The sequence below is a fragment of the Promicromonospora iranensis genome, assembly GCF_028994805.1.
GTDB lineage: Bacteria > Actinomycetota > Actinomycetes > Actinomycetales > Cellulomonadaceae > Promicromonospora > Promicromonospora iranensis.
This window is the reverse complement of record NZ_JAJQQP010000013.1, coordinates 163,983-186,650: the sequence shown is the minus strand read 5'-3', so window position 1 is coordinate 186,650 and position 22,668 is coordinate 163,983. Positions and strand designations below refer to the sequence as shown.

Here is a 22,668-nt window from a genome sequence, read left to right as displayed (position 1 = left end):
CAGGAGGTAATGGTGGAGGTGTGGCAGACAGCGGCACGGTTCGACGCGGCTCGCGGCTCTGCCCGCACCTGGGTCGCGACGCTCGCCCGACGGCGCGCGGTCGACCGCGTCCGTTCGGAGCAGTCTCGCCGTGACCGGGACCAGCGGGACACCGACCTGCGCAACGGCGAGTCCGCGCGCGACGTGGTCGCCGAGGACGTCGAGCGCAGTCTCGAAGGCTCCGCCGTGCGCCGCTGCATCGAAGGACTGACCCCGACCCAGCGCGAGGCGGTGGTGGTCGCGTACTACGGCGGCCTCACCTATCGCGAGGTCGCCGAGCAGATCGGCGCGGCCCTCCCGACCGTCAAGAGCCGCATCCGCGACGGACTCATCCGCTTGCGGGACTGCCTGGGGGTGGCGCGCCATGTCTGACGAGACGAGCACCGGCGCCCGAAGCCTGCGTTCGGGCGCCTGGGACCTGCTGCCCGGCTACGCCATGGAAGCCCTCGACGACCTGGACCGGCGCGCCGTGGAGCGCTTGGTGGAGTCGGACGCCGACGCACGCCGCGCTGTGGACGAGTACCACGAGGTGGTAGCTGCTTTCACCGTCGAGACCGAACCGCCGGCCGGCTTGCGGGCGAGCGTGCTGGAGCGCGTGCGGAGCACGCCCCAGTACCCGGTGGTGAGCCCTCACTCTGTGCCCCCGCCGGTTGGTCGGACACCTGGCGCTGATGCGCGCGCAACGGTGGCGCCAGACTCGCCGCAGACGGGTGCGGCGTCGGGCGACGACGGCGATGTCGTGGACCTCGCCGCTCGCCGTCGGCCACGACGCTGGGGCATGGCCGCCGTCGCCGTGGCAGCGGCGGCAGCGATCGCCGTACCGACGACGATCGCCGTACAGGTGACCGCTGAGCGTGAACAGCTGCGGGAGCAGAGCGAGATCGTCTCGGAGATGCTCGCCGACCCTGACGCCTCGCTCGTGCGAGGCGCTGTCGAGGGCGGCGGCGAGGCCTCAGTGCTGGTTGCCGACGGCGACATGCTCTTCCGGGCAGAGAACCTGCCCGCGCCCGACCCGGGACGGGCCTACCAGCTCTGGGTGGTCGCGGCGGACGGCAGCGTCTCTTCCGCAGGCGTCCTGTCCGTGACGGACGGCGAGACGACGTCGCTCGTGCGGGGCTCTGACGGCGTCGGCATGGCCGTATCGGTCGAGCCCGAGTCCGGGTCCGAGCAGCCGACCAGCGATCCGGTGCTGGTCCTCAGTACCTGAGGACCAGCGCGGTTTCACCGAGGAGTCTCATCCATCCCGTCCTGACCAGAGCGGCCGCACTGTCGCCGTCACGGGCGGAGATCCTGGCGACGTGTTCGACAGCTCTCATCACATCGTCGATCCGCGGCTCGAACGTCACATCTGCCGGACCGTGGTAGGCGTCCTACGCCTCAGAGATCTCGGCCAGCCCGGTGTCAGCGTCGCGGAGCCGGCGAATGTGAAGCTCCGCGAGGCCGGCGAGCGTCGGGATTGAAGCGGGCGGGATGATCGGCATGTCACGGAACTACATCCCCGCATACCCGGGTGATCACCGCTCGCACCCGACGGTCCCGGATCAGCCCGCGTCGAACCGGTCCTCACCGTCCTGGTCGGGATTGTCCTCCGGGTTCTCGCCAGGGATGGCCTCGCCGGCCGCGTCGGTCGCGCCCGGCTTCAGACGGTCCGCGTCTTCCTTCGACACCTCGGTCGCGCCCGGTCCGGACTCGACGTCGCCACCTGAGGACTCGACGTCGCCACCCGAGGACTCGCCCTCGCGATCCTTCTCACTCATCGTGTGCTCCTTCCGCTGCCCGTAGGCCGGCGGCTCGCGCCGCCGGCGGACCTCCGACGCTACTCCCAGCCCGACGCTCGCACCAGCGCGTCGTACCCCACGTCCAGGACAAGCCAGAGCGCGATCAGACTGCCGCCGTCGGGCCACCGCAGGAACCCCGACGGCGACGCCACGGTCATCACCGACGGTAGAGCGATGCTGCCGCGAAGTCGCGCACGATCACGGCGCGGCGGACTCAGTCCGTGCGCTCGGCCAGCACCCGGGCTTCGGCCACCTGGATCTCGGCGGCCCGTCAATCAGACCGGTGAGTAGCGGGTCGCGACACCGTTGTCCTCGAGAAGCTGGGCCGTGACGGAGACACGGCCACAGGTGACGAGGTACGCGACGAGCTCGTCCGCGCCAACCGGCCCAAGTTCTTCGAACTGATCGTCCCAGTTCACAGCTGCCGATCACGCGCCAGGCGTCTCCAACACCATCGATCCTGACCGGCTCGGTGGCCTCGGGTGGCCTCAGTCGCAGGCATGCCCCGGTGCGTGTCGCAGTTGCACGACGGCGTCCCGCCCGGTCTGGGCCCACCACGTAGATCGGTCGCTCGGCCGCTGCGTGCGGGTAGGCGGCGCGCTCGGCCAGGGCAGGTGTCGACCGCGCCCACAGCACGCCGGCAGCTACGACACCCGAGCGATTCTCCCGATGCCCCGGCACGAATCTGTGGGGCACCGGTGGGGTTTCAGGTGGCCCCTGGAGACCGTTCCTGTCCACCCCTGTCCCAACACGGTGAAGCACCGGCACAGGTAAACGCCGCGCACGCCGAGGTAGTCGACCTAGGGCCCGTTTGGGATTGTGTTCCTGACCTGCTGGTTCGGCATGATGCGGTGTCGTGAGTGATGCGGGACGCCATGACCTGTCCGACGAGATGTGGGCGGTGCTGGAGCCGTTGTTGCCGGTCAAGTCCTGCGGCGGCAGGCCGCGGGACTTGCGTCGCCAGATCGACGGGATCCGGTTTCGCACCCGTACGGGGTGCCCGTGGCGCGACGTTCCCGAGGACGCCTACGGGCCGTGGGAGAGCGTCTACTACCGGTTCCGGGACTGGCAGCTGGACGGGTCGTGGGACCTGCTGGCCGACCGGTTACGCACCCTGGCTGACGGTGCGGGGTTGATCGAGTGGGACCTGAACATCGATTCCACGATCGCTCGTGCTCATCAGCACGCTGACGGCGCACGCCGGGACGGCGACGCGCAAGTCCAGCCGCCGCACGGCCCGACCCGCAAGGAGCCGGCGGATCACGGGCTGGGTAAGTCCCGCGGCGGGTGGACGACCAAGGTCCACGCCGCCGCGGAGCAGGGGCAGAAGCTGATGGGCATGGTCGTCACGGCCGGGCAGCGCGGTGACAGCCCTCAGCTGCGGCCGGTGCTCGACCAGGTGCGCGTGGCGCGGCCCGGTGGGGTGGGGCGCCCGCGCACGACCCCGGACCGGGTCCGTGGTGACAAGGCCTACGCCTCGACGGGCAACCGGGCCCTGCTGCGCCGGCGTGGCATCCGCGCGACGATCCCGGACAAGAAGGACCACCGCGCCAACCGCCTCAAGAACGGCTCGGCGGGTGGGCGCCCACCGAAGGTCGACTACGAGGGATACAAGAAGCGGCACGCGGTGGAGTGCATGTTCAACCGGCTCAAACGCTGGCGGGCAGTCGCAACGAGGTTCGACAAGCTTGCCCTGCGCTACGAGGCCACCGTGACGGTCGCGGTGATCGACGACTGGGCTCGGGCGTTGGTGAAGGCCGTCTGAGGACTGGCACCCTGGGGCCCGTGGAGTTCTACGCCGACGCCGAGGGCGGCACCCGCCTGCCCCGAACCCGACCCGCGCCGATCTGATCGGTCTGATCGACGACCTGAACGACAGCGACAACACCTTCATCGTCGTCCATCCGCCCGTCGACGAGGCCGACTGGTTCTTCTCGGTCGCCAAGAACGTCGGCGCGTTCGGCGGCTACGAACTACACCGCTACGACCCCGACGCCGACGAACGCGCCAAGACCACCGCCGCCGCACCGAACACCATCGCCGACGACGTCCTGGACTGGGTCAGCCGACGCTGACCCCATTCTCAAACAGGCCCTAGAACGGGCAGAGCAGTACCTTCTGCCCATGAACGCGCTTCACCGCGCTGACCTGGTCCGATGCCCTGACAAACGCCAGATTGGGCACCAGTGGGGGTTTCGTCGATCGGTTGTCGTTACCACCAGACTGAGCTGGTGGGCGCGATGACGGCAGCCAGGTGGGCCGAGTCATCGGTGTTCGAGGCGGTTGCCTCGCTGGCTCAGGCTAGCGGCCTGTAGTGGAGACCGCTCCTTTCGTGATCCCGCGAGCGCGAGAACTAGGACCCCGGCATGCGGGCTGTTAGCGCCGTGCTGACGCGAACGTCCAGCACTTCGTCGTGGGATCCACATTGCGGCGGCTTCGCCCAGGAGCGATGGTGCGGCCGACGGGGTGAACCCGCCGACCGCACCATGTTCGGCGCCCAGCGGCGCTATGCGTCGGCACCCTCCGTGAACAGTCGGGGAAGGAAGTCGATGAGCGACTTCTGCCAGACGTCCCAGCTGTGCGGACCCGGGACGATGGGCGCGAACTCGTGGTTCACCCCGCGGCTCTCCATGGCCGCGATCAGCTGCAGCGTCGCGCCGTAGGTGAAGTCCTGCACGTCACCCGAGTAGACGCGCAGCAGCTCCGTGCCGTCGTTGATGGCCTCGACGTCCGCGTCGGCCGGCGGCGCGCCGAACGCCGACATGGCGCCGATGTAGCCGAACTCCCCCGGGTGTGCCCAGAGCGTGCTGAGCGTGTGGCCCGAGCCCATCGAAAGGCCCGCCAGGGCGCGCTGATCACCCTGGGAGCTGATGTTGAACTGCTCCTCCGCAGCCGGCACGATGCGCGTGGTGATCTCCGTGGGGAAGTCCACGCCGTTTCCGTTGGCCATGACGACCACCATCGGCTCCATGGTGCCCCGCAGGTAGTGGTTGTCGAGGATGCGCTGGACGTACCCCACCTCGACCCAGTCGCTCCACGTCTGCCCGCCGCCGTGCTGCAGGTAGAAGACCGGGTACTCCTCGGCACGGTCCGCGTCATAGTCCGGGGGCGTCCACACGTTCGCCGAGCGCTGCTCGCCCCCGCCTGCGGTGCTCGGGTAGCTCATGACGCTGACCTCGCCCCGTGCCTCGGCCGGCACCTCTGCGGTGTACTGACCGCGCACCGTGTCGCCCTCGGCGGTGAAGGTGCTCCACATCGGCTCCGAGAGCACCGTCGTGGGGTTGCCTGCGTCCTTGTGGTCGACGCCGTCGACCACGAACTTGTAGTAGTAGGAGCCGCCCTCGAGGGCCATCGAGAGCCGCCACGAACCGTCCGCCTGCCTGACCATGTGGGTACGCGGCCAGCTTCCGGCCGGACCGAAGTTGCCCCAGACGGTGATGTTGTTCGCGTCGGCGAACTCGGGGCCGACCTCGAAGGTGACGACGCTGTTCTCGTCGATCCACGGCGCCGGGGTCGTGCCCGCCGCCGGCAGCTCGTGCTGCGCGAACGGCAGGTGCCCCTCGCTCGGGCCCTCGTCGTCGACCTCCTGGAAGATGCGACCGGCGAAGTCGTGCAGGTTCTTCTGCCACGTGTCCCACGCGCCGCCCGTCACGGGGTCCGACCCGTCAGACTGGAACTCCACGCCGGCGTTCGTCAGCGTGTCGGCCAGCGCGACCGTGTCGTTGTACGCGGGGTCGGTGACGTTACCCGCGTACAGGCGGACGAGGTCGGTGGAGTCGTTGATCTGCTTGGCCCTGCCCCGGGAGATCGCCTTGTCGTAGCCGCCCGAGAACGAGCCGACGCCTGTGAACTCTCGCGGCTTGGCGACCACGGCGCTCAGGGCGAGCTCTCCACCGCGGCCGATTCCGGCGATCGCGCGGCCCGATCCGTCGTCGGAGACGTTGAACGCACGCTCGACGGCGGGCAACAGCTCCTTCGTCACGCCGGCAGGACCCGGCACGTCGGCGTCGCCCATGACGACCACCATCGGCTCGGCGTCCCCGTCGAGCGTGAGGTTGTCCATGATCTGGCCGAGGCGGCCCAGCTCCACCCACTCACGGTGGCTCTGCTCCTCGTCCTGCAGCAGGTACAGCACCGGGTACTGCTCCGCGCGATCCGCGTCGTAGCCCGGGGGCGTCCACACCAGCGCTTCCTTCTCGCGGTTCGGTCCCTTGCCGTACTCGAGCGTCTCGAGCTCACCGCCGCCGGCCACGTCGTCGAGCCACTCGGCACCCGGTCCGGGGACGAACATGGTGCTGTAGGTGGGCTTCGACGTCACCTCCTGGGGAGTGCCGGGGTTGCGGAAGGCGACCGCGTCCTGGTTCGCAGCGGGACGCGCGGCGTACTGGTAGTAGTACAGGCCGGGCTCGAGGGGGCCGAGCGTGGCGGTCAGGTTCGACCCGCTGGTCCCCATGTTGAGGTCGGTCCACGCCTTGCCCGGGCCGAAGTTCCCCTGCACCGCGACGGGGCCGTCCCCGATGCCGGTCGCGTCGGTCACCGCCGCCCGGGGAACCGTGAACCGGTAGACGTCCGAGATCGGGTTGTTCGGCACCTCACTCACCCACGGGTCAGTGCTCACCGCTTGCGCGGCAGCGAGCGGAGCGACGAGCATCGCCCCCGTCACCACCGCGGCCGCAGCCGTCTGTCGTCCTCGTCGGGTCGGGTGCGCGGGCCTTGCCTGAGATTCCATCGCCATTGACTTGCCTCTCGTTCGGACTTCGATGTCTTCGAGCACGAGGACCGGCACCATGCCGCGCAGCTCGCCTACTGGTTCTGCCAGTAGCCGACGTCGTAGACGACCTGCTCCCCCGATCTCGACGAGGCCTGCATCAGCGTGGTCACGGGGTCTCCGGGGTCCAGCTGAACGACGGTGTGGAGCGTTCGAGCCACCTGCGTGCTCCCTTGCACGAGTACGGTCCGGTCGAATCCAACTTTATCGTTAAATGCGCAACAACGACAAGCCTGTCCATCGTCAAAGGCGAGCGATTCCGGTCCACAGAAGCCCATGGCCCACACCATGGGTGCTCGCGCCGAGGTCTTCTACTTTATCGATCCACATTAGGGCCGGTGATGCGCCGCTCGAGGAAGAGCGGCCGTGCCCGATCGACGACCACCCGGGCATGCGAGCGAGCGTCCCGTGGTGCGCCGACGGCCTGGACGTCGCGGAGTGTGGTGACGCCTGGCACCCTGCCGCTCGGAAACCTTCCCGCACATCAGTCGACGAAACGCCCGAGATGCCTTGCATGAGGCGTTTGCCCTCGGTACTGTATCGGTAAACCTATCGCTGCACCGGCGCTCGTCGCGACAAGGATGTTAGCGCTCACACCCCGTCCGGTGCAGGCGGCTCCCGATGAGCCGTGGCACTGATCACGCCGCAGGTAGGGCACCACTCCGCACCCGGGCACCGCCGCCCCAGGTCGTGCCCCCGACAGAACCAGGAGCGAAGGATGACGAAGTCCATCGCACGTCTCGCACTCGGGCTGGCCGCAGCGCTGGCACTGGCCGGCGCCACCGTGCTGCCGACCGCCGAGGCCCCTCCCGCAACGGCGGCGAGCAGCAACCTGCTCGCGAACGGTGACATGGAGAACGGCACCACCGGCTGGTCGGTGTTCGGCGCCGGCACGCTGGCGTCCAGCACCAGCCCGGTGCACGGCGGCAGCCGCGCCCTCTCCCGGACCGGCCGCACGGCCTCGTGGCACGGCCCCGCGCAGGTCGTGACCTCGGCACTGACGAACAACACCAGCTACACGGCGAGCGTGTGGGTGCGCTCCCACAGCGGGACGCCGACCGGCCGGGTCACGCTGGCGGTGACCGCGGGCGGCACGACGAACTACCTCAACCTGGCTCAGGGGACGGTGAGCTCCTCGGGTTGGACGCAGCTGACCGGCACCGCGACCGTGTCCTGGACCGGGACGCTGTCGTCCGCGTCGTTCTACGTGGAGACGGCCGCGGGCACCGACAGCCTCTACATCGACGACGCCTCGCTCGTCAGCAACACGTCGACGTCGTGCGACCTGCCGTCCACCTACCGCTGGTCGTCCACGGGCGTCCTGGCGAGCCCGAGGTCCGGCTGGGCCTCGCTCAAGGACTTCACCGTGGCCCCGTACAACGGTCAGCAGCTCGTCTACGCCACGACGCACGACTTCGGCACCTCCTGGGGCTCGATGAACTTCAGCCTCTTCTCCAGCTATTCGCAGATGGGGAGCGCCTCGCAGAACGCCATGTCCTCCGGGACGGTGGCGCCCTCGCTCTTCTACTTCGCGCCGAAGAACATCTGGGTGCTCACCTACCAGTGGGGCCCGTCACCGTTCATGTACCGCACCTCCAGCGACCCCACGAACCCGAACGGCTGGTCGGCCGCAAGCCCGCTGTTCACCGGCACGATCTCCGGGTCCAACACCGGACCTATCGACCAGACGATCATCGGCGACGGCACGAACATGTACCTGTTCTTCGCCGGGGACAACGGCAAGATCTACCGCGCCAGCATGCCGATCGGGAACTTCCCGGGGAACTTCGGCAGCTCGTACCAGACCATCATGAGCGACACCGCGAACAACCTGTTCGAGGCCCCCCAGGTCTACAAGCTCAAGGACCGGAACAAGTACCTGATGATCGTCGAGGCCATCGGCGCCAACGGACGGTACTTCCGCTCGTTCACGGCAAGCAGCCTCTCCGGGTCCTGGACGCCGCAGGCCGCCACGGAGAGCAACCCGTTCGCAGGCAGGGCCAACAGCGGGGCCACCTGGACCAACGACATCAGCCACGGTGAGCTTCTGCGCACCACGGCCGACCAGACCATGACCATCGATCCCTGCAACCTGCAGCTGCTGTACCAGGGCCGCTCGCCCAGCTCGGACGGGGTGGACTACGGCCTGCTCCCGTACCGCCCGGGCCTGCTGACGCTCCAGCGATAGCGCCGGGACGGCCCGGCGTCACACACCCCCTCGGGGCGCGTGACGCCGGGCCGTCGTCGATCGCGTGAGGGCACGCCTCGCCCCGGCATCTTGTCGACAGCCCTCTGGTCACCGGACGGTGCCCCTCGCCGACGTCCCGCTGGATCTCACCCGCGCCCAGTCACGCCCGGAGCGTTGACACCCTCATCGATCACACCTACTTTATCGATAAACATCACGGCCAGTGATGGGCTACTCGAGGAAGAGAAGCTGTGACCGATCGACGATCACCCCGGCATGTGAGCGAGCGTCGACTCGCGCACCACGATCCGGGCCGACATCACCGACTCCACCACGTCCCCCACCTCCGACGTACCGGCCTCGACCCGGCGCAGGAGAAGCTCCATGATGCGCTCGGCCATCGAGTCGTTGTCCGGGTCCATGGTGGTCAGCCGCGGGACGAGGTACTCGCTCTCCGCGTCGTTGTCGAAGCCGACCACCTGGACGTCGTCCGGGACACGAAGGCCGATGTCCGCGAGCGCACGCAGGGCGCCCATCGCCGCGGCGTCGGTCAGGGCGAAGGAGCCGTCGAACGAGATGCCGTCGCGATGAAGTCGCATCACCGCCTCGTAGCCGTCCTTCGTGGTGAACGAGGCGGCATCGACGACGAGCCGCTCATCGACGGGCACTCCGGCCTTCGCGTGCGCGCCACGGTAGCCACGGCTGCGCAGGGTCGCCATGCTGTCGACGCCTGTCTCCGGGCGCCCGCCGATCAGGGCGATGCGCCGCGCGCCGCGCTCGAGCAGGTACGACGTGGCGAGCTCCGCACCACCGACGTTGTCCATCATCACGTGGTCGAACTCGCCGGACAGCCGCCGCTCGCCGAGCAGGACGACCGGGACCTCGACGCCGGCGCGGCGCACGTCCGCGGAGTCGATCTGCACGGGGCTGAACACCACGCCGTCGTAGGGCCGTACCCGCTCGGCGGAGATCGCGGCGAGCTCTCCCTCCCGGCTCGCCCCGGTGCGCTCGATGATGACGTGGTAGCCCCGCGACTGCGCCAGGGTGTCCAGGCGAGCCGCGAGGTGGGAGTAGTAGGGCCCGTCCAGGTGCGGGACCAGCAGGCCGATCGCGCCGCTGCGACCGGCCCGGAGCTGGCGCGCCGTTGCGTTCACCTGGTAGCCGAGCCGTGCCACGGCCTCGAGCACACGGGCCCGCGTGTCCTCGCTCGCACCTGGCCGCCCGTTGATGACGTTCGAGACGGTCATCTTCGAGACACCGGCTTCGCGGGCCACATCGCTCATCTTCACCACGCCGCCCATCATGGCACCCCGCGATCGACGACCACGTCCCGTCGCGCCGGTGTCACCCATGGCTCTGATCGAGGAGGATCCAGAACGCCGTGAAGCAGCTCCTGTACTCCAAGAGGCTCGCGCCCTACCTGTTCATCCTGCCGTTCCTCGTGACTCTCGCGGTCTTCTGGATCGTTCCGCTGGGCCGGTCGTTCGTGATGAGCACCCAGGAGGTGCTCTACGGGCAGGCGACGTTCATCGGGCTCGACAACTACGAACGGCTCTGGCGCGACCGCATCTTCTGGCAGGCGCTGTACAACAGCCTGCGCTACACGGTCCTGACCCTGGTGCTCCTCATCCCCATCCCGCTCGTCCTGGCGGCACTGATCAACTCGAACATCGGCAGCACTCGCATCAAGACCTTCTTCAAGGCCTCGATGTTCGTTCCCGCGCTGACCTCCGTGGTGGTCGCGGGCATCGTCTTCCGCCTCATCTTCGCGGAGTCCGACGTCGCGATCATGAACCAGGTGGCGGACTTCCTCGGGTTCGGCCCCGTGCGCTGGCTGCGCGGCGACGCCACCGGGCTCGTGGCCCTGCTGGCCATCGCGCTCTGGCGGTGGACCGGGGTCAACACGATGTATTTCCTGGCCGGCATGCAGGCGATCCCGACCGAGTACTACGAGGCGGCATCGATCGACGGGGCCAGCAAGGTCCGGCAGTTCATCCACATCACGATCCCGAACATCCGACCGACCATCGTCTACGTCGTCACGATCAGCGTCTACGGCGGCCTCTCGATGTTCCTCGAGAGCTTCATGCTCTACGCCGGCAACAACTCCCCCAACAACCAGGGCCTCACGGTCGTGGGTTACCTCTACCGCAAGGGCATCGAGGAGAACGACCTCGGCTTCGCATCGGCCGTCGGTGTGGTGCTGCTCGCCGTCATCATGGCGATCAACATCTCCTATCTCGTCGCCAGCGGCACCTTCAAGAAGGAGGCCGCATGATGGCCGCGCTCCAGGAAAATGCACAGGCGGCGACCGCTCGTCCCGCCCCGGCCGAACGCCGTACGAGGCCATCCACCGGGGCGTGGGTCCAGGGCGTCCTCCTCCTCGTGATGGCCCTGATCTCCCTGATCCCGCTCATCGCGATCTTCGTGGGCACGTTCCAGGACGGCAACGAGGTGATCCGACGCGGGGTGTCGTTCGACGTCGACCTCGGCTCGCTCAGCCTGGACAACTATGTCCTGCTGTTCACGGACTCGGGGCCGTACTTCCGGTGGTTCGCCAACACCCTGCTCCTGACGGTCGGACAGGTCGTCGGCACGCTCCTGGTGAGCTCGTTCGTGGCCTACGGGTTCGCGATGTACGAGTTCAGGACCAAGACCCTGTGGTTCATCATGGTGCTGCTCGTCATGACGGTGCCGTTCGAGATGCTCATGCTCCCCCTGTACGTCCAGGTCAACGACATGGGACTGGCGGACACCTACACCGTGATCGTGCTCCCCTTCCTCGCGTCGGCCGTGACGATCTTCTTCTTCCGCCAGTACTTCCTGGGGATACCGAAAGAGATCCTCGAGGCCGGGCGGGTCGACGGGGTGAGCGAGTTCGGCATCTTCTTCCGCCTGGTCCTGCCCATCACGAAACCAGCGATGGCCGCCATGGCGATCCTCAACGGGATGCTGTGCTGGAACAACTTTCTCTGGCCGCTGCTGGTGCTGCGCAGCCCCGAGAAGTTCACGCTCCCGATCGGGCTCAACACGCTGCTCACGCCGTACGGCAACAACTACGAGCTGCTCATCATCGGCGCATTCTTCTCGCTGATCCCGGTCCTCATTCTTTTCCTCGCATTCCAGCGGTTCTTCATCGAAGGAATCACCGCGGGAGCGGTCAAGGGCTGACCCCTCCCCAGATCGAACGGAGAAAATCATGACAAGGCTACGGACGAGGGTGTCCACGGTGGTCGCCGCACTTGCGGTGACGGCGCTGACCGCATGCGGCGGCAGCCAGCAGGAAGCACCCGCCAAGAACGCCGACGGATCCACCACGCTCGACATGTGGACGTTCGCCGACGTGCACGCCACGTACTACGAGGAGATGGCCGAGCGGTGGAACGAGGCCAACCCCGACAACGAGATCAAGCTCGAGGTCACCGTCTACCCCTACGACGACATGCACAACAAGCTGCAGCTCGCGGTGAACTCCGGTGAGGGCCTGCCGGACGTCGTGGACATCGAGGTCAACAAGTTCGCCAACTTCGTCAAGGGCGAGAACCCACCCCTGGTCGACCTGACCGAGGCGGCCGCCCCGTACCAGGACGACGTCGTCCAGGCCCGCCTCGACCTGTACAGCAAGGACGGAAAGGTCTACGGGTTCCCGACCCACGTGGGCGCGTTCACCACGTTCTACAACACGGAGGCGCTCGAGGGTGCGGGCATCGACTACACGACCATCAAGACCTGGGACGACTTCAAGGAGGCCGGGGTCAGGTACAACGAGGAGACCGGCAAGGCGTTCGGTGTCGCCAGCACCAGCGTCATGTTCCTCGAGCCGCTCATCACGGCGCAGCTCGGCGGTAAGTTCTTCGACGCCGACGGCAACGTGCAGGTGAACAGCCCCGAGGTCGTCGAGACCCTCGCACTGATGAAGGACATGCAGGACGCCGGCGCGATCTCCACGATCCCCGGTGGGAGCCCCGACTCCGAGGAGGCGTACGGCGCGATCAACGACGGCGACTACGCCGCGATCGTCTACCCGGCGTGGTACACGTCCCGGTTCGTCGACTACATGCCCGACCTCGCAGGCAAGGTGGCCATCGCTCCGGCGCCGGTCACCGACGACGCAGTGGTGCAGACCATCGGCGGTGGCGGCACCGGCGCGTCGGTCCCCGCCGTCTCGCCGAACAAGGACCTCGCTGCCGAGTGGCTGGCGTTCGCGAAGCTCTCCCCCGAGGCGAACGTCGCCGTGTGGCAGGTGCTGGGCTTCGACCCCGTGAACATGGCGGTCTGGGAGGACGAGGACGTCACCAAGGACCCGGAGAACAAGTTCAACGAGTACTTCCAGACCAACCTGTTCGACGTGCTGGGCGAGGTGAAGGACGGGATCGGGCACTTCGAGTCGTTCAGCGACCCGAACTGGCCCACCGTCGACGACACGTTCCGCACGGTCACGCTCAACGAGATCTACGAGAACGGCACGTCGGCCCAAGATGCCCTGGACCAGACGCAGGCCGACCTGCAGAACCAGCTGGGGCAGTAGGCCCTGGCCCCCGTGAGCGCGCAGGCGGGACGGCCACTGCCACGGCGGCCGCCCCTCCTGCGCACGCCCTCCCCCGCGAACCAACCACCGCACGAACCCTCGAGGAGTACATCGCTCATGCTGTCCGCTTCCGTCACCATCGACCCGGCGTTCGTCGTCGGACCCGTGCGCCCCCGCACGTTCGGCTCGTTCGTCGAGCACCTGGGCCGCAGCGTGTACACGGGCCTGCACGATCCCGGCCATCCGACCGCCGACGACGACGGCTTCCGAGGCGACGTCGTCGAGCTCACGCGCGAGCTCGGCGTCTCGACGGTGCGCTATCCGGGCGGCAACTTCGTCTCGGGGTACCGCTGGGAGGACGGGATCGGACCGGTCGGCCAGCGGCCCCGGCGCCTGGACCTCGCGTGGCACTCGACCGACCCGAACCTCGTGGGCGTCGACGAGTTCGTGCGCTGGTGCGCTCGGGCCGGCGTCGAGCCCATGATGGCCGTCAACCTCGGTACGCGCGGCGTGCAGGAGGCCCTGGACCTGCTCGAGTACTGCAACGTCCCCAGCGGCACGGAATGGAGTGACCGCCGCCGGGCGAACGGCGCGGAGGAGCCGTACCGGATCAAGATGTGGTGCCTGGGCAACGAGATGGACGGCCCCTGGCAGATCGGCCACAAGACCGCGCACGAGTACGGGCGGCTCGCGGCCGAGACCGCCCGCGCCATGCGCATGGTCGACCCGGACATCGAGCTCGTGGCATGCGGTTCGTCGGGGTCCCAGATGCCCACGTTCGGCGAGTGGGAACACACGGTCCTCACCGAGGCGTACGAGCACGTCGACCACATCTCGGCGCACGCCTACTACTGGGAGGAGGACGGCGACCTCGCGTCATTCCTCGCGTCCGCGGTGAACATGGACCACTTCGTCGACTCGGTGTCCGCCACCGCCGACGCCGTGCGGGCGGCGGGCAAGCACACCAAGCGGATCCACGTCTCCTTCGACGAGTGGAACGTCTGGTACCAGAAGCGCGCTGAGTCCCGTCCGCCGTCCGGCGACGACTGGCCGGTGGCACCCGTGCTGCTCGAGGACCGCTACAACGTCGCCGACGCGGTGGTCGTCGGCAACCTGCTCATCTCGCTGCTGCGGCACACCGACCGCGTGCACGCCGCGTCGCTCGCGCAGCTCGTCAACGTGATCGCGCCGATCATGACCGAGCCCGGCGGACGGTCCTGGCGGCAGACGACCTTCCACCCCTTCGCCCTGACCGCCCGGCACGCGGCGGGTGAGGTGCTGCGTCTGGCCGTCGACGCGCCGGTCCAGGAGACGGCGAAGTTCGGCCCGGTCCCGGTGCTCGACGCCGTCGCCACGCACGACACGGAGACAGGTGGCGTCGTGTTGCTCGCGGTGAACCGGTCGCTCACCGACGACGTGGCACTCGGAGTGGACCTGCGCGGCTTCCCGGGGCTCCGGGTCGCCGAGGCGCTCACGCTCTCCAACCCCGACCACAGCTGGTCGGCGACCGCCGACGACGCTACCTCCGTGCTGCCGCGTACCAACACGACCGCCAAGGTCGCCGACGACCACGCGCACGTAGAGCTGCCGCCGGTGTCCTGGTCGATCCTCCGCCTGGAACGCATCTGACCAACTTCATAGCGAGAATCCGCTGGTGAATACCGCGGACAAATACCGGCTAGGAGCGAACGGCCGGGAGGATTCGCCCTCCCGGCTGTTCGGCGCGCGCCCCTTTGTTCTCGGCGTTCTGAAATCGATATTGAAACCGTTTGACACCGCAATTGCGGGCCTGCCACTCTCCTCCGTGGCGGACGCCGTCGTCCGTCGATCGGCAGAGATTCTGCCGACGGTCGAAAACAACTTCGCAAGGGATTCCACGATGATGAGGAAAACTCGGGCCGCAGGCATTCTCGCCCTGGGCACCACGGTCGCTCTGGTGGCCGCAGGCTGCTCCGGCGGCAACGAAGCACGTTCGGACGGCGACGTCACGATGACCTTCTGGCACAACTCGACCACCGGGCCGGGCAAGGCGTACTGGCAGGACACGGTCGCCGCCTTCGAGGCGGCCAACCCCGGCGTGACGATCGAGGTCCAGTCCATCCAGAACGAAGACATGGACGGCAAGCTGCAGACCGCCCTGAACTCCGGCGACGCTCCGGACATCTTCATGGCCAGGGGCGGCGGCAAGCTCGCCGACGTCGTCGAGGCCGGCCAGATCATGGACCTCACCGACACGATCGACGAGGGCACCCGGGCCGCCGTCGGCGACGCCGGACTGAGCGCCTTCACCGTGGACGGCGCGATCTACGGTATGCCGACCGCCATCCTTCCGGGCGGCATCTTCTACAGCCAGGACCTCTTCGCCGACGCCGGCGTCACCGAGACCCCCACCACCGTCGACGAGCTGAACGACGTGGTGGCCGACCTCAAGGCCGCCGACATCACGCCGATCGCGCTCGGGGCCAAGGACGCCTGGCCCGCCGCGCACTGGTTCTACTTCTTCGCGCTCCGCGAGTGCTCGCAGGAGACCCTGGAGGCAGCCGCCACGTCCCGCAGCTTCGACGACGGGTGCTGGCTGGCAGCGGGCGAGAACCTGCAGGCTCTCGCCGAGACCGAACCGTTCCAGGACGGCTACCTCACCGCGACGGCCCAGCAGGGGGCCGGTTCCTCGGCGGGTCTGCTTGCCAACCACCAGGCCGCGATGGAGCTCATGGGGGCGTGGAACCCTGGCGTGATCGCGGGCCTGACCCCGGACGAGCAGCCGCTGCAGGACCTCGGCTGGTTCCCGTTCCCCGCCACGGACAGCGGCGACGGCGAACCGGGCGCGTTCATGGGCGGCGTCGACGGCTACTCCTGCTTCGTCGAGGCTCCGCCGGAGTGTGCTCAGTTCCTGAACTTCTTCATGCAGACGGAGTACCAGGAGAACTACGCCGAGGCGTTCGTGACGCTGCCGGCCAACAAGGAGGCGCAGGGCGTCGTGACCGACCCCGCCCTGCAGTCCGTCCTCGAGGCCTACAACGAGGCTCCGTACGTCTCCGTCTGGCTGGACACGCTCTACGGCCAGAACGTGGGCAACGCGCTCAACGCCGGCGTCGTGGAGATGCTGGCCGGCGACGGCGACCCCCAGAGCATCGTCGAAGCCGTGGACGCCGCGGCCGCGATGGAGTAGCGATCCCCATGACTCACTCCCTGGGCGAGAGCAGAGCGACCCGGACGACGTCGCCCGAGGGGCCCGTGGTGGACGCGGCCGGCGTGCGGACGCCGTCCCCGGCCCATGGGCCGCGGCGGGGGAAGAGGATCGACCGGCGCAAGACGCTCGAGATCACCCTGCTCTCCGGTCCTGCCATCGTCGTGTTCCTCGCGTTCGTGATCTTCCCCGTCTTCCTGGCGGCCTACTACGGGTTCTTCAAGTGGAAGGGCTACGGGCCGCCGACAGAGTTCGTCGGGCTCGACAACTACCTGATCATCCTCCGGGACTCCGCCTTCCACGAGGCGCTCCTGCACAACGGCTACATCGTGGTGCTCTCCCTGATCCTCCAGGGGCCCGCGGCCGTCGCCCTGGCCCTCCTGCTGAACCAAAAGATCCGCGGGCGCTCCGTCATCCGCATCCTCATCTTCGTGCCGTACGTGATCTCGGAGGTCATCGTCGGCACGGGGTGGAGCCTGATGCTCCAGTCCTCGGGCGCGGTCAACGATCTGTTCGAGAAGATGGGCCTCGGGTTCCTCGCCGTCGACTGGCTGTCCGATCCCAGGATCGCCCTGTGGTCGCTGATGGTCATCATCAGCTGGAAGTACATCGGTTTCGCTGTGATCCTGTTCCTCGCGGGCCTGCAGAGCATTCCGGAGGAGCTCTCCGAGGCGGCCGCGATCGACGGCGCCTCGTACTGGCAGATCCAGCGCACCATCACCCTGCCGCTGCTCGGCCCGACGCTCCGCATCTGGGCGTTCCTGTCGATCATCGGCTCGCTCCAGCTGTTCGACCTCGTCTACATCATCTGGGGCCAGTACGTCTCCGCGACGGCGGGCACCTCGACGATGGCGACCTACATGGTCCTGAACGGGCGGCTGGCCGGGAACTTCGGCTACGGCAACGCCGTCGCGGTCGTGCTGTTCCTGATCTCGCTCGTCATCGCGCTGACCTACCAGCGCTATGTGCTGCGCCGGGACACCGCAGGCGCGCTCACGGAAGGGAAGAACTGATGGCGACGTTGCTCGAAGCTCCCACGGCGACCGGTCAGAGGCTCCGCCGGCTCCCGAAGGTCGCCTGGGGAAACCCGATGACCTATGTCATCGCGTTCTTCTTCGTCGGGGTCTGCATCGCCCCCGTTCTCTTCATCATCCTGGGCGGCTTCCGGACGAACGCACAGATCACCGTGGACCCGTCGGGGCTGCCGGGTCCGTGGGTGCTCGAGAACTACGTCAGCGTGCTGGTGAGCGATGTGTTCTGGCGCCAGGTCGCCAACTCCGCGGTAGCCGGCATCCTCACCACGCTCGGTGTGGTGGTGCTCGGCCTCATGGCGAGCTTTGTGCTGGCACGGTACGACTTCAGGCTCAACGGGGCGATGTACTCGCTGTTCGCCGCCGGCCTCATGTTCCCCATGACGGTGGCGATCACCCCGCTGTACATCCTGATCCGGGACCTCGGTCTGATGAACACCCTCGGCGGCATCGTCCTGCCGCAGATCGCGTTCGCGCTCCCGGTCACGATCATCATCCTGGTGCCGTTCCTGCGCGCCATCCCCCAGGAGATCGAGGAAGCCGCCTCGATCGACGGCGCGAGCCGTATCGGGTTCTTCTTCCGGATGGTCGTGCCGCTGTCGCTCCCCGGCGTGATCACGGTCGGCATCCTGGCATTCGTCGCGTCGTGGAACTCGTACATGCTGCCGCTGTTCATCCTGAACGACGAGCTGTCGTACACGCTGCCGCTGGGCGTCCAGGCGTTTGCCTCGCAGTACTCGGTCGACACGGCACGGGTGCTGGCGTTCACGTCTCTGTCCATGATTCCCGCGCTGATCTTCTTCTCGCTGTTCGAGCGGCGCATCGTCGGCGGCCTGACCGGAGCGGTCAAGGGCTGATACCGGGCGACACCCGGCACGGTGCGCGGACGACAGCCTCGACGGCGCCGTGGCAGACCGACTGGTCAGCCACGGCGCCGTCGTGGGGGCGATCCGCCCCCGGGATCAGTCGTCGAGCGGAGACGGACCCAGCTCGTCCAGGAGCTGCTGCATCTTCGCGTACGCCTTGTTGCGATAGGCAACCAGCTCCGCCGTCCGCTCCGGGTCGATCTCGCGGAAGCCGCCACCGCTCTTGGTGCCCAGCTTCCCGGCGTCGATCCGCTCCTGGAGGATCGGCGGCGTCGCGAACCGCTCGGGGAACGTCGTCTGCAGCGAGCGGTAGCAGAACGCGTACACGTCGAGCCCGGCCATGTCGGCGATCGCGAACGGCCCGAAGAACGGGAGCCGGAACCCGAACGTGGTCCGCGCGATCATATCGATGTCCTCTACCGAGGCGACGCCCTCGTCGACCAGCTTCGTCGCCTCGTGGAACAGGGCGTACTGCAGGCGGTTGAGCACGAACCCGGTGGCGTCGGTCAGCCGTGCGCTGCGCTTGCCCACCTGCGCCAGCAGCGCCTCGACCGGTTCGAGCACCGCCGGGTCGGTCCCCGCGTGCGGGATCAGCTCGACGCCCGGGATGAACGGCGCCGGGTTGCTGAAGTGCACGCCGAGGAACCGTTCCGGCGCGCTGACCTGCTCGGCGAGCCGGGTGATCGAGATGGTAGAGGTGTTGCTGCCGATGATCGCCGTCGGGTTGGCCGCGCTGATCCGGGCGAGCGTCGCGTGCTTGAGCTCCAGGATCTCCGGCACCGCCTCCTCCACGAACCGGGCACCTGCCACCGCCTCCTCGACGGAGGCCGCGGCGCTCAGGTTGGCGCGGACAGTCTCGGTGGCGCCCTCCGGGAACAGCCCGGCAGCCTCGAACTCCTCGGTCTCGCGCAGGATCCGGTCCAGGTTGCCCACCGCCACCTCGGCCGACACGTCGGCCAGCCGCACCTCGTTGCCCGCCAGCGCGAGCACCTGGCCGATCCCGCCACCCATGTAGCCCGACCCCACGATCGCGACGTGCTCGCTCATGCGCTCTCCTCCGTGCTCGGTGTTGCTCTCCGGTCCGTGGCCGGCCGTCCCTCGGACCGGTCGTACGTGCTGATCGACGCCACCTTCTGAGCCGACGGCGAAGCCTCGTCGAAGCGGTAGTCGAGCCACTCGCCGACGAGCCGCTTGGCGAGCTCCAGCCCGATCACGCGCTGCCCCATGGCGAGCACCTGGGCGTTGTTGCTCAGGACGGCGCGCTCCACCGAGTAGCTGTCGTGCGCGGTGACCGCCCGGATACCCGGCACCTTGTTCGCCGCGATGGCGACGCCGAGACCCGTGCCGCAGAACAGCAGAGCCCGGTCGGCCTCTCCTGCCGCGACCCGGCGCGCGGCGTCCACCGCCACGTGCGGGTAGTCGGTGTGCTCCTCGTCGGTCACCCCGACGTCGGTCACCGACTCCACCCGCGGGTCGGCCAGGAGCTGCGCCTTCAGCACGTCCTTGTACTCGAGTCCTGCGTCGTCGCTACCGACGACGAGCCGTAGCCGGTCGGTCATGGGTTCCGTCCTTCTTCTGCGTGGGCGATGGTGGACAGCACCAACGCCAGCGAGGTGGCGCCGGCGTCGGGATGGCCGAGGCTGCGCTCGGCGAGCGGCCGGGCCCGGCCGAGCGCGGGCCGCAGCGCCGACGTCGCCCGGGCCGCCGCCATGGCGTCCGCGGCCGCGGCCGCGAGCGCCTCGGCCAGCGGCAGCCCGGTAGCGTCCGCGGACTCCAGCCGTTCGACGTAGGGCACGAGGGCGTCGACCATGGTCTTGTCACCGACCTTCGCCCGGCCGAGCCGGACCACCGTGTCCAGGGCGGCGCGCGCCGCGGCCGCCGCCTGCGCCACGGTCAGGTCGCCCCGGTCGAGCGACGGCGGGAGCGAGACCAGCGCGGCGCCCCACAGGGCGCCCGACGTACCGCCCGCGACCTCGCTCCAGCCCTCACCGGCGGCCCGGAGCACAGCGCCCAGGCCGTCAGCCCGCGCCACGGTCGCGGCATCGAGCGCGGCGTCCACACCGCGACGCATGCCGACGCCGTGGTCACCGTCGCCGGCTATCGCGTCGATGCGGCCCAGCTCCTCCTCGTGCTCGTGGAGCGTGGCGCGCACCGCGGTCAGCAGCTCCAGCGCGCGGTCGGCCCGCTCGACGGATGCGGCGGACGCGTTCTCGGCCCGCCGGGGGACGGCCGGCCCTGGCACCGAGTCGGCTACGGCGTGCGCATCGTCGGGTATGCCCGTGGCGGCGGGCCGCTCGACCCGCCCCTTGCGGTACGCGGGGGTGTAGGCGGGGGCCCGCCAGAGCTCCTCGAGCTCCTCCGTGAGCCAGAACAGCGTGACCGACACGCCCGCCATGTCGAGGCTGGTGACCAGCTCACCGCACTCGGGCTCGACGACGGTCAGGCCGGCGGCCCCGAGCCGGGCGGCGACCTGGCCGTAGAGCACGAAGAGCTCCTCGTACTTGACGGTGCCGAGCCCGTTGACGACCACGGCCACCCGGTCGCCACGGTCCACCGGCACGTCCCCCAGCAGCTCGGAGACCAGGATCTCCGCGATCTCGTCGGCCGAGCCCATCGGCACGTCGCGGATGCCCGGCTCACCGTGGATACCCAGCCCCACCGACATCACGCCGTCGGGCACCGTGAAGAGCGGGCCGTCGGCCCCGGGGAACGTGCAGCCGCCGAACGCGACCCCCAGGGTCCGCGTTCGGTGGTTCGCCGCGATCGCCAGCCGCTCCACCTCGTCGAGCGGGTCGCCCCGCTCCGCAGCCGCGCCGGCCACCTTGAACACCACGAAGTCCCCGGCGATCCCCCGTCGGTCGTCGATCCGGTCGGGCGGGGCGCTCGCGACATCGTCCGTGCACAAGACCGTGCGGGCGTCGATCCCCTCGGCGCGCAGGCGCTCCTGCGCCGCACCGAAGTGCAGCACGTCGCCCGCGTAGTTGCCGTAGCTGAACAGCACGCCGCCACCGGAGTCCGCCGCCGCGGCCACCCGGTACGCCTGGCCGGCGGACGGCGACGTGAAGATGTTGCCGCAGACGGCGCCGGCTGCCAGCCCCGTGCCGACCACGCCGGCGAAGGCTGGGTAGTGCCCCGATCCGCCGCCCACCACGACCGCCACCCGACCGGTCGGCAACGGTTCGGCACGCACCACCCCGCCGTCGACCTGCCGGACCAGGTCGCCGTGCACGGCGGCGAACCCTGCCAAGGCATCCCGGACAAAGTCCTCCGCGGTGTCGAGCACGCGCGTCATCGGGCCGCTCCCGTCAGATCGTGCTGACGCACCCGGCTGGTGCCGAGCGCGTAGCCGGGCCGCTTGGGCAGCACGTACGCGCGCAGGTAGTCGCGGTTGGCCGCGCACACGCTGAGCCCGTCCCCGCCGTAGTTCTCGGTGCAGATCACGCCCTGGAAACCGCTCGCGAGCGCCGTACGGAACGCCGACCGGTAGTCGATCAGGCCGAACTGCATCGGGGCGGGCACGGAGAAGTAGGCGTCGCGCTCCGGGTCCTCGTCGCGCGCGTAGTTCTTGACGTGCCAGAAGTTCGTGTACGGGAGCGTCTTCTCGACCAGCTCCCGCCACGGCTCGACCGGCCGGTGCAGGCGCACCAGGTTGGCGATGTCCGGGTTGAGGCCCACCTCGGGCAGACCGATCTCCTCGACCAGGCGCACGGCGGAGTCGGCGGTGCCGAGGAACGTGTCCTCGTACATCTCCAGCGACAGCAGCACACCCACCTCGGCGGCGTGCCGGCCCAGCTCCTGGAAGCGGGCCACGGCCAGGGGCCAGTCGTCCGGGTCGTCGTGATGCCCGGGGGCGGTCCAGAACCACAGCTGTTCCTTCTGCTGCGCCGTCAGTGCCTGGTGCAGACCGACCGAGACGACGCCGATGCCCAGCGCGGCCGCCGCGTCGATCGTGCGGTGGCTGTACGCAAGGTTGGCCGACCCGTCCTTCGCGTCGATCACGCTGCGCCGGATCGCCGACACCGAGGCCAGGCCGAGGCCGAGGTCACGCGCCGTGGCGGCGAGCCGGTCGAGCGCCGGACCGTCCAGATCGCCCGGCCGGAGCCAGGAGTCCGTGAGGTCGACGTGGTCGAAACCGGCGTCGACGATCTCGGTGAGCACCTCGTGCCACACCGTCGGGTCCTCCTGTACGGCCCGGCCGTCCGGTGTCACCGCGGGGAAGGGCAACGTGCTGGCCGCGATCGGCCAGTCGGCCGCCAGGAGGCGCACGTCCGTCGCGCCGCCAG

At 69.0% G+C, this 22,668-nt stretch carries 19 protein-coding genes; 11 read left to right on the top strand and 8 right to left on the bottom strand.

Annotated elements, in window-relative coordinates:
• Positions 1–411, top strand: a 411-nt coding sequence (locus tag LUM46_RS21505; protein WP_274996790.1) for a sigma-70 family RNA polymerase sigma factor, incomplete at its 5' end; no start/stop codon positions are given.
• Positions 404–1,246, top strand: coding sequence for an anti-sigma factor (locus LUM46_RS21500; protein WP_274996785.1), 843 nt, complete (start codon positions 404–406; stop codon positions 1,244–1,246). The genes LUM46_RS21505 and LUM46_RS21500, both read left to right, overlap by 8 nt.
• A gap of 334 nt (positions 1,247–1,580) precedes the next feature.
• Here the strand turns inward: LUM46_RS21500 and LUM46_RS21495 are convergent, their stop codons facing one another.
• The gene (locus tag LUM46_RS21495) at positions 1,581–1,796 is read right to left on the bottom strand and encodes a hypothetical protein (protein WP_274996782.1); all 216 of its coding nucleotides are present in this window, start codon (positions 1,794–1,796) and stop codon (positions 1,581–1,583) included.
• A gap of 877 nt (positions 1,797–2,673) precedes the next feature.
• Here LUM46_RS21495 and LUM46_RS21490 point away from each other — a divergent pair.
• On the top strand, positions 2,674–3,582 hold the full coding sequence (locus LUM46_RS21490) for an IS5 family transposase (RefSeq protein ID WP_274996780.1): 909 nt from the start codon (positions 2,674–2,676) through the stop codon (positions 3,580–3,582).
• 741 nt (positions 3,583–4,323) lie between these two features.
• Here the strand turns inward: LUM46_RS21490 and LUM46_RS21485 are convergent.
• Positions 4,324–6,417: an alpha/beta hydrolase-fold protein gene (locus LUM46_RS21485; protein ID WP_274996779.1), complete on the bottom strand. Its 2,094-nt coding sequence runs from the start codon at positions 6,415–6,417 to the stop codon at positions 4,324–4,326.
• Positions 6,418–6,620: 203 nt separating this feature from the next.
• Positions 6,621–6,746 carry a hypothetical protein gene (locus LUM46_RS21480; RefSeq protein ID WP_274996776.1) on the bottom strand — a complete coding sequence of 42 codons (126 nt, stop codon included), beginning with the start codon at positions 6,744–6,746 and terminating at the stop codon, positions 6,621–6,623.
• Between the two features lie 557 nt (positions 6,747–7,303).
• On the opposite strand from LUM46_RS21480, the gene LUM46_RS21475 reads away from it, so the two are divergent.
• On the top strand, positions 7,304–8,773 hold the full coding sequence (locus LUM46_RS21475) for a non-reducing end alpha-L-arabinofuranosidase family hydrolase (RefSeq protein ID WP_274996773.1): 1,470 nt from the start codon (positions 7,304–7,306) through the stop codon (positions 8,771–8,773).
• Positions 8,774–9,039: 266 nt separating this feature from the next.
• Here LUM46_RS21475 and LUM46_RS21470 read toward each other — a convergent pair whose 3' ends face one another.
• Positions 9,040–10,056, bottom strand: a complete 1,017-nt coding sequence (locus LUM46_RS21470) for a LacI family DNA-binding transcriptional regulator (RefSeq protein ID WP_274996812.1) — start codon at positions 10,054–10,056, stop codon at positions 9,040–9,042.
• 98 nt (positions 10,057–10,154) lie between these two features.
• On the opposite strand from LUM46_RS21470, the gene LUM46_RS21465 reads away from it, so the two are divergent.
• The 7 genes from LUM46_RS21465 to LUM46_RS21435 all read left to right on the top strand — a co-directional run bounded on the left by LUM46_RS21465 (position 10,155) and on the right by LUM46_RS21435 (position 18,376).
• Positions 10,155–11,051, top strand: a complete 897-nt coding sequence (locus tag LUM46_RS21465) for a carbohydrate ABC transporter permease (protein WP_274996771.1) — start codon at positions 10,155–10,157, stop codon at positions 11,049–11,051.
• Complete coding sequence (locus LUM46_RS21460; protein ID WP_274996769.1) at positions 11,048–11,944, top strand: carbohydrate ABC transporter permease; 897 nt, start codon at positions 11,048–11,050, stop codon at positions 11,942–11,944. Before LUM46_RS21465 ends, LUM46_RS21460 begins: the two co-directional genes overlap by 4 nt.
• Positions 11,945–11,972: 28 nt before the next feature.
• Positions 11,973–13,301 (top strand): ABC transporter substrate-binding protein, encoded by a 1,329-nt coding sequence (locus tag LUM46_RS21455; RefSeq protein WP_274996766.1) that lies wholly within the window; start codon positions 11,973–11,975, stop codon positions 13,299–13,301.
• Between the two features lie 117 nt (positions 13,302–13,418).
• Positions 13,419–14,930, top strand: coding sequence for an arabinosylfuranosidase ArfA (arfA, locus tag LUM46_RS21450; RefSeq protein WP_274996765.1), 1,512 nt, complete (start codon positions 13,419–13,421; stop codon positions 14,928–14,930).
• A gap of 250 nt (positions 14,931–15,180) precedes the next feature.
• On the top strand, positions 15,181–16,470 hold the full coding sequence (locus LUM46_RS21445; RefSeq protein WP_274996764.1) for an extracellular solute-binding protein: 1,290 nt from the start codon (positions 15,181–15,183) through the stop codon (positions 16,468–16,470).
• Between the two features lie 8 nt (positions 16,471–16,478).
• Positions 16,479–17,501: a carbohydrate ABC transporter permease gene (locus LUM46_RS21440; RefSeq protein WP_274996762.1), complete on the top strand. Its 1,023-nt coding sequence runs from the start codon at positions 16,479–16,481 to the stop codon at positions 17,499–17,501.
• Positions 17,501–18,376, top strand: a complete 876-nt coding sequence (locus LUM46_RS21435) for a carbohydrate ABC transporter permease (RefSeq protein WP_274996760.1) — start codon at positions 17,501–17,503, stop codon at positions 18,374–18,376. Before LUM46_RS21440 ends, LUM46_RS21435 begins: the two co-directional genes overlap by 1 nt.
• Positions 18,377–18,481: 105 nt before the next feature.
• Here the strand turns inward: LUM46_RS21435 and LUM46_RS21430 are convergent, their stop codons facing one another.
• The 4 genes from LUM46_RS21430 to LUM46_RS21415 are packed head-to-tail and all read right to left on the bottom strand — an operon-like array spanning position 18,482 to position 22,651.
• Positions 18,482–19,432 (bottom strand): 3-hydroxyacyl-CoA dehydrogenase family protein, encoded by a 951-nt coding sequence (locus LUM46_RS21430; protein WP_274996758.1) that lies wholly within the window; start codon positions 19,430–19,432, stop codon positions 18,482–18,484.
• Positions 19,429–19,944, bottom strand: a complete 516-nt coding sequence (locus LUM46_RS21425) for a ribose-5-phosphate isomerase (RefSeq protein ID WP_274996754.1) — start codon at positions 19,942–19,944, stop codon at positions 19,429–19,431. The genes LUM46_RS21430 and LUM46_RS21425 overlap by 4 nt, the downstream gene beginning before the upstream one ends.
• Positions 19,941–21,677 carry a dihydroxyacetone kinase family protein gene (locus LUM46_RS21420; RefSeq protein WP_274996753.1) on the bottom strand — a complete coding sequence of 579 codons (1,737 nt, stop codon included), beginning with the start codon at positions 21,675–21,677 and terminating at the stop codon, positions 19,941–19,943. The genes LUM46_RS21425 and LUM46_RS21420 overlap by 4 nt, the downstream gene beginning before the upstream one ends.
• The gene (locus LUM46_RS21415) at positions 21,674–22,651 is read right to left on the bottom strand and encodes a sugar phosphate isomerase/epimerase family protein (protein WP_274996810.1); all 978 of its coding nucleotides are present in this window, start codon (positions 22,649–22,651) and stop codon (positions 21,674–21,676) included. Before LUM46_RS21415 ends, LUM46_RS21420 begins: the two co-directional genes overlap by 4 nt.
• Positions 22,652–22,668 lie beyond the last annotated feature (17 nt).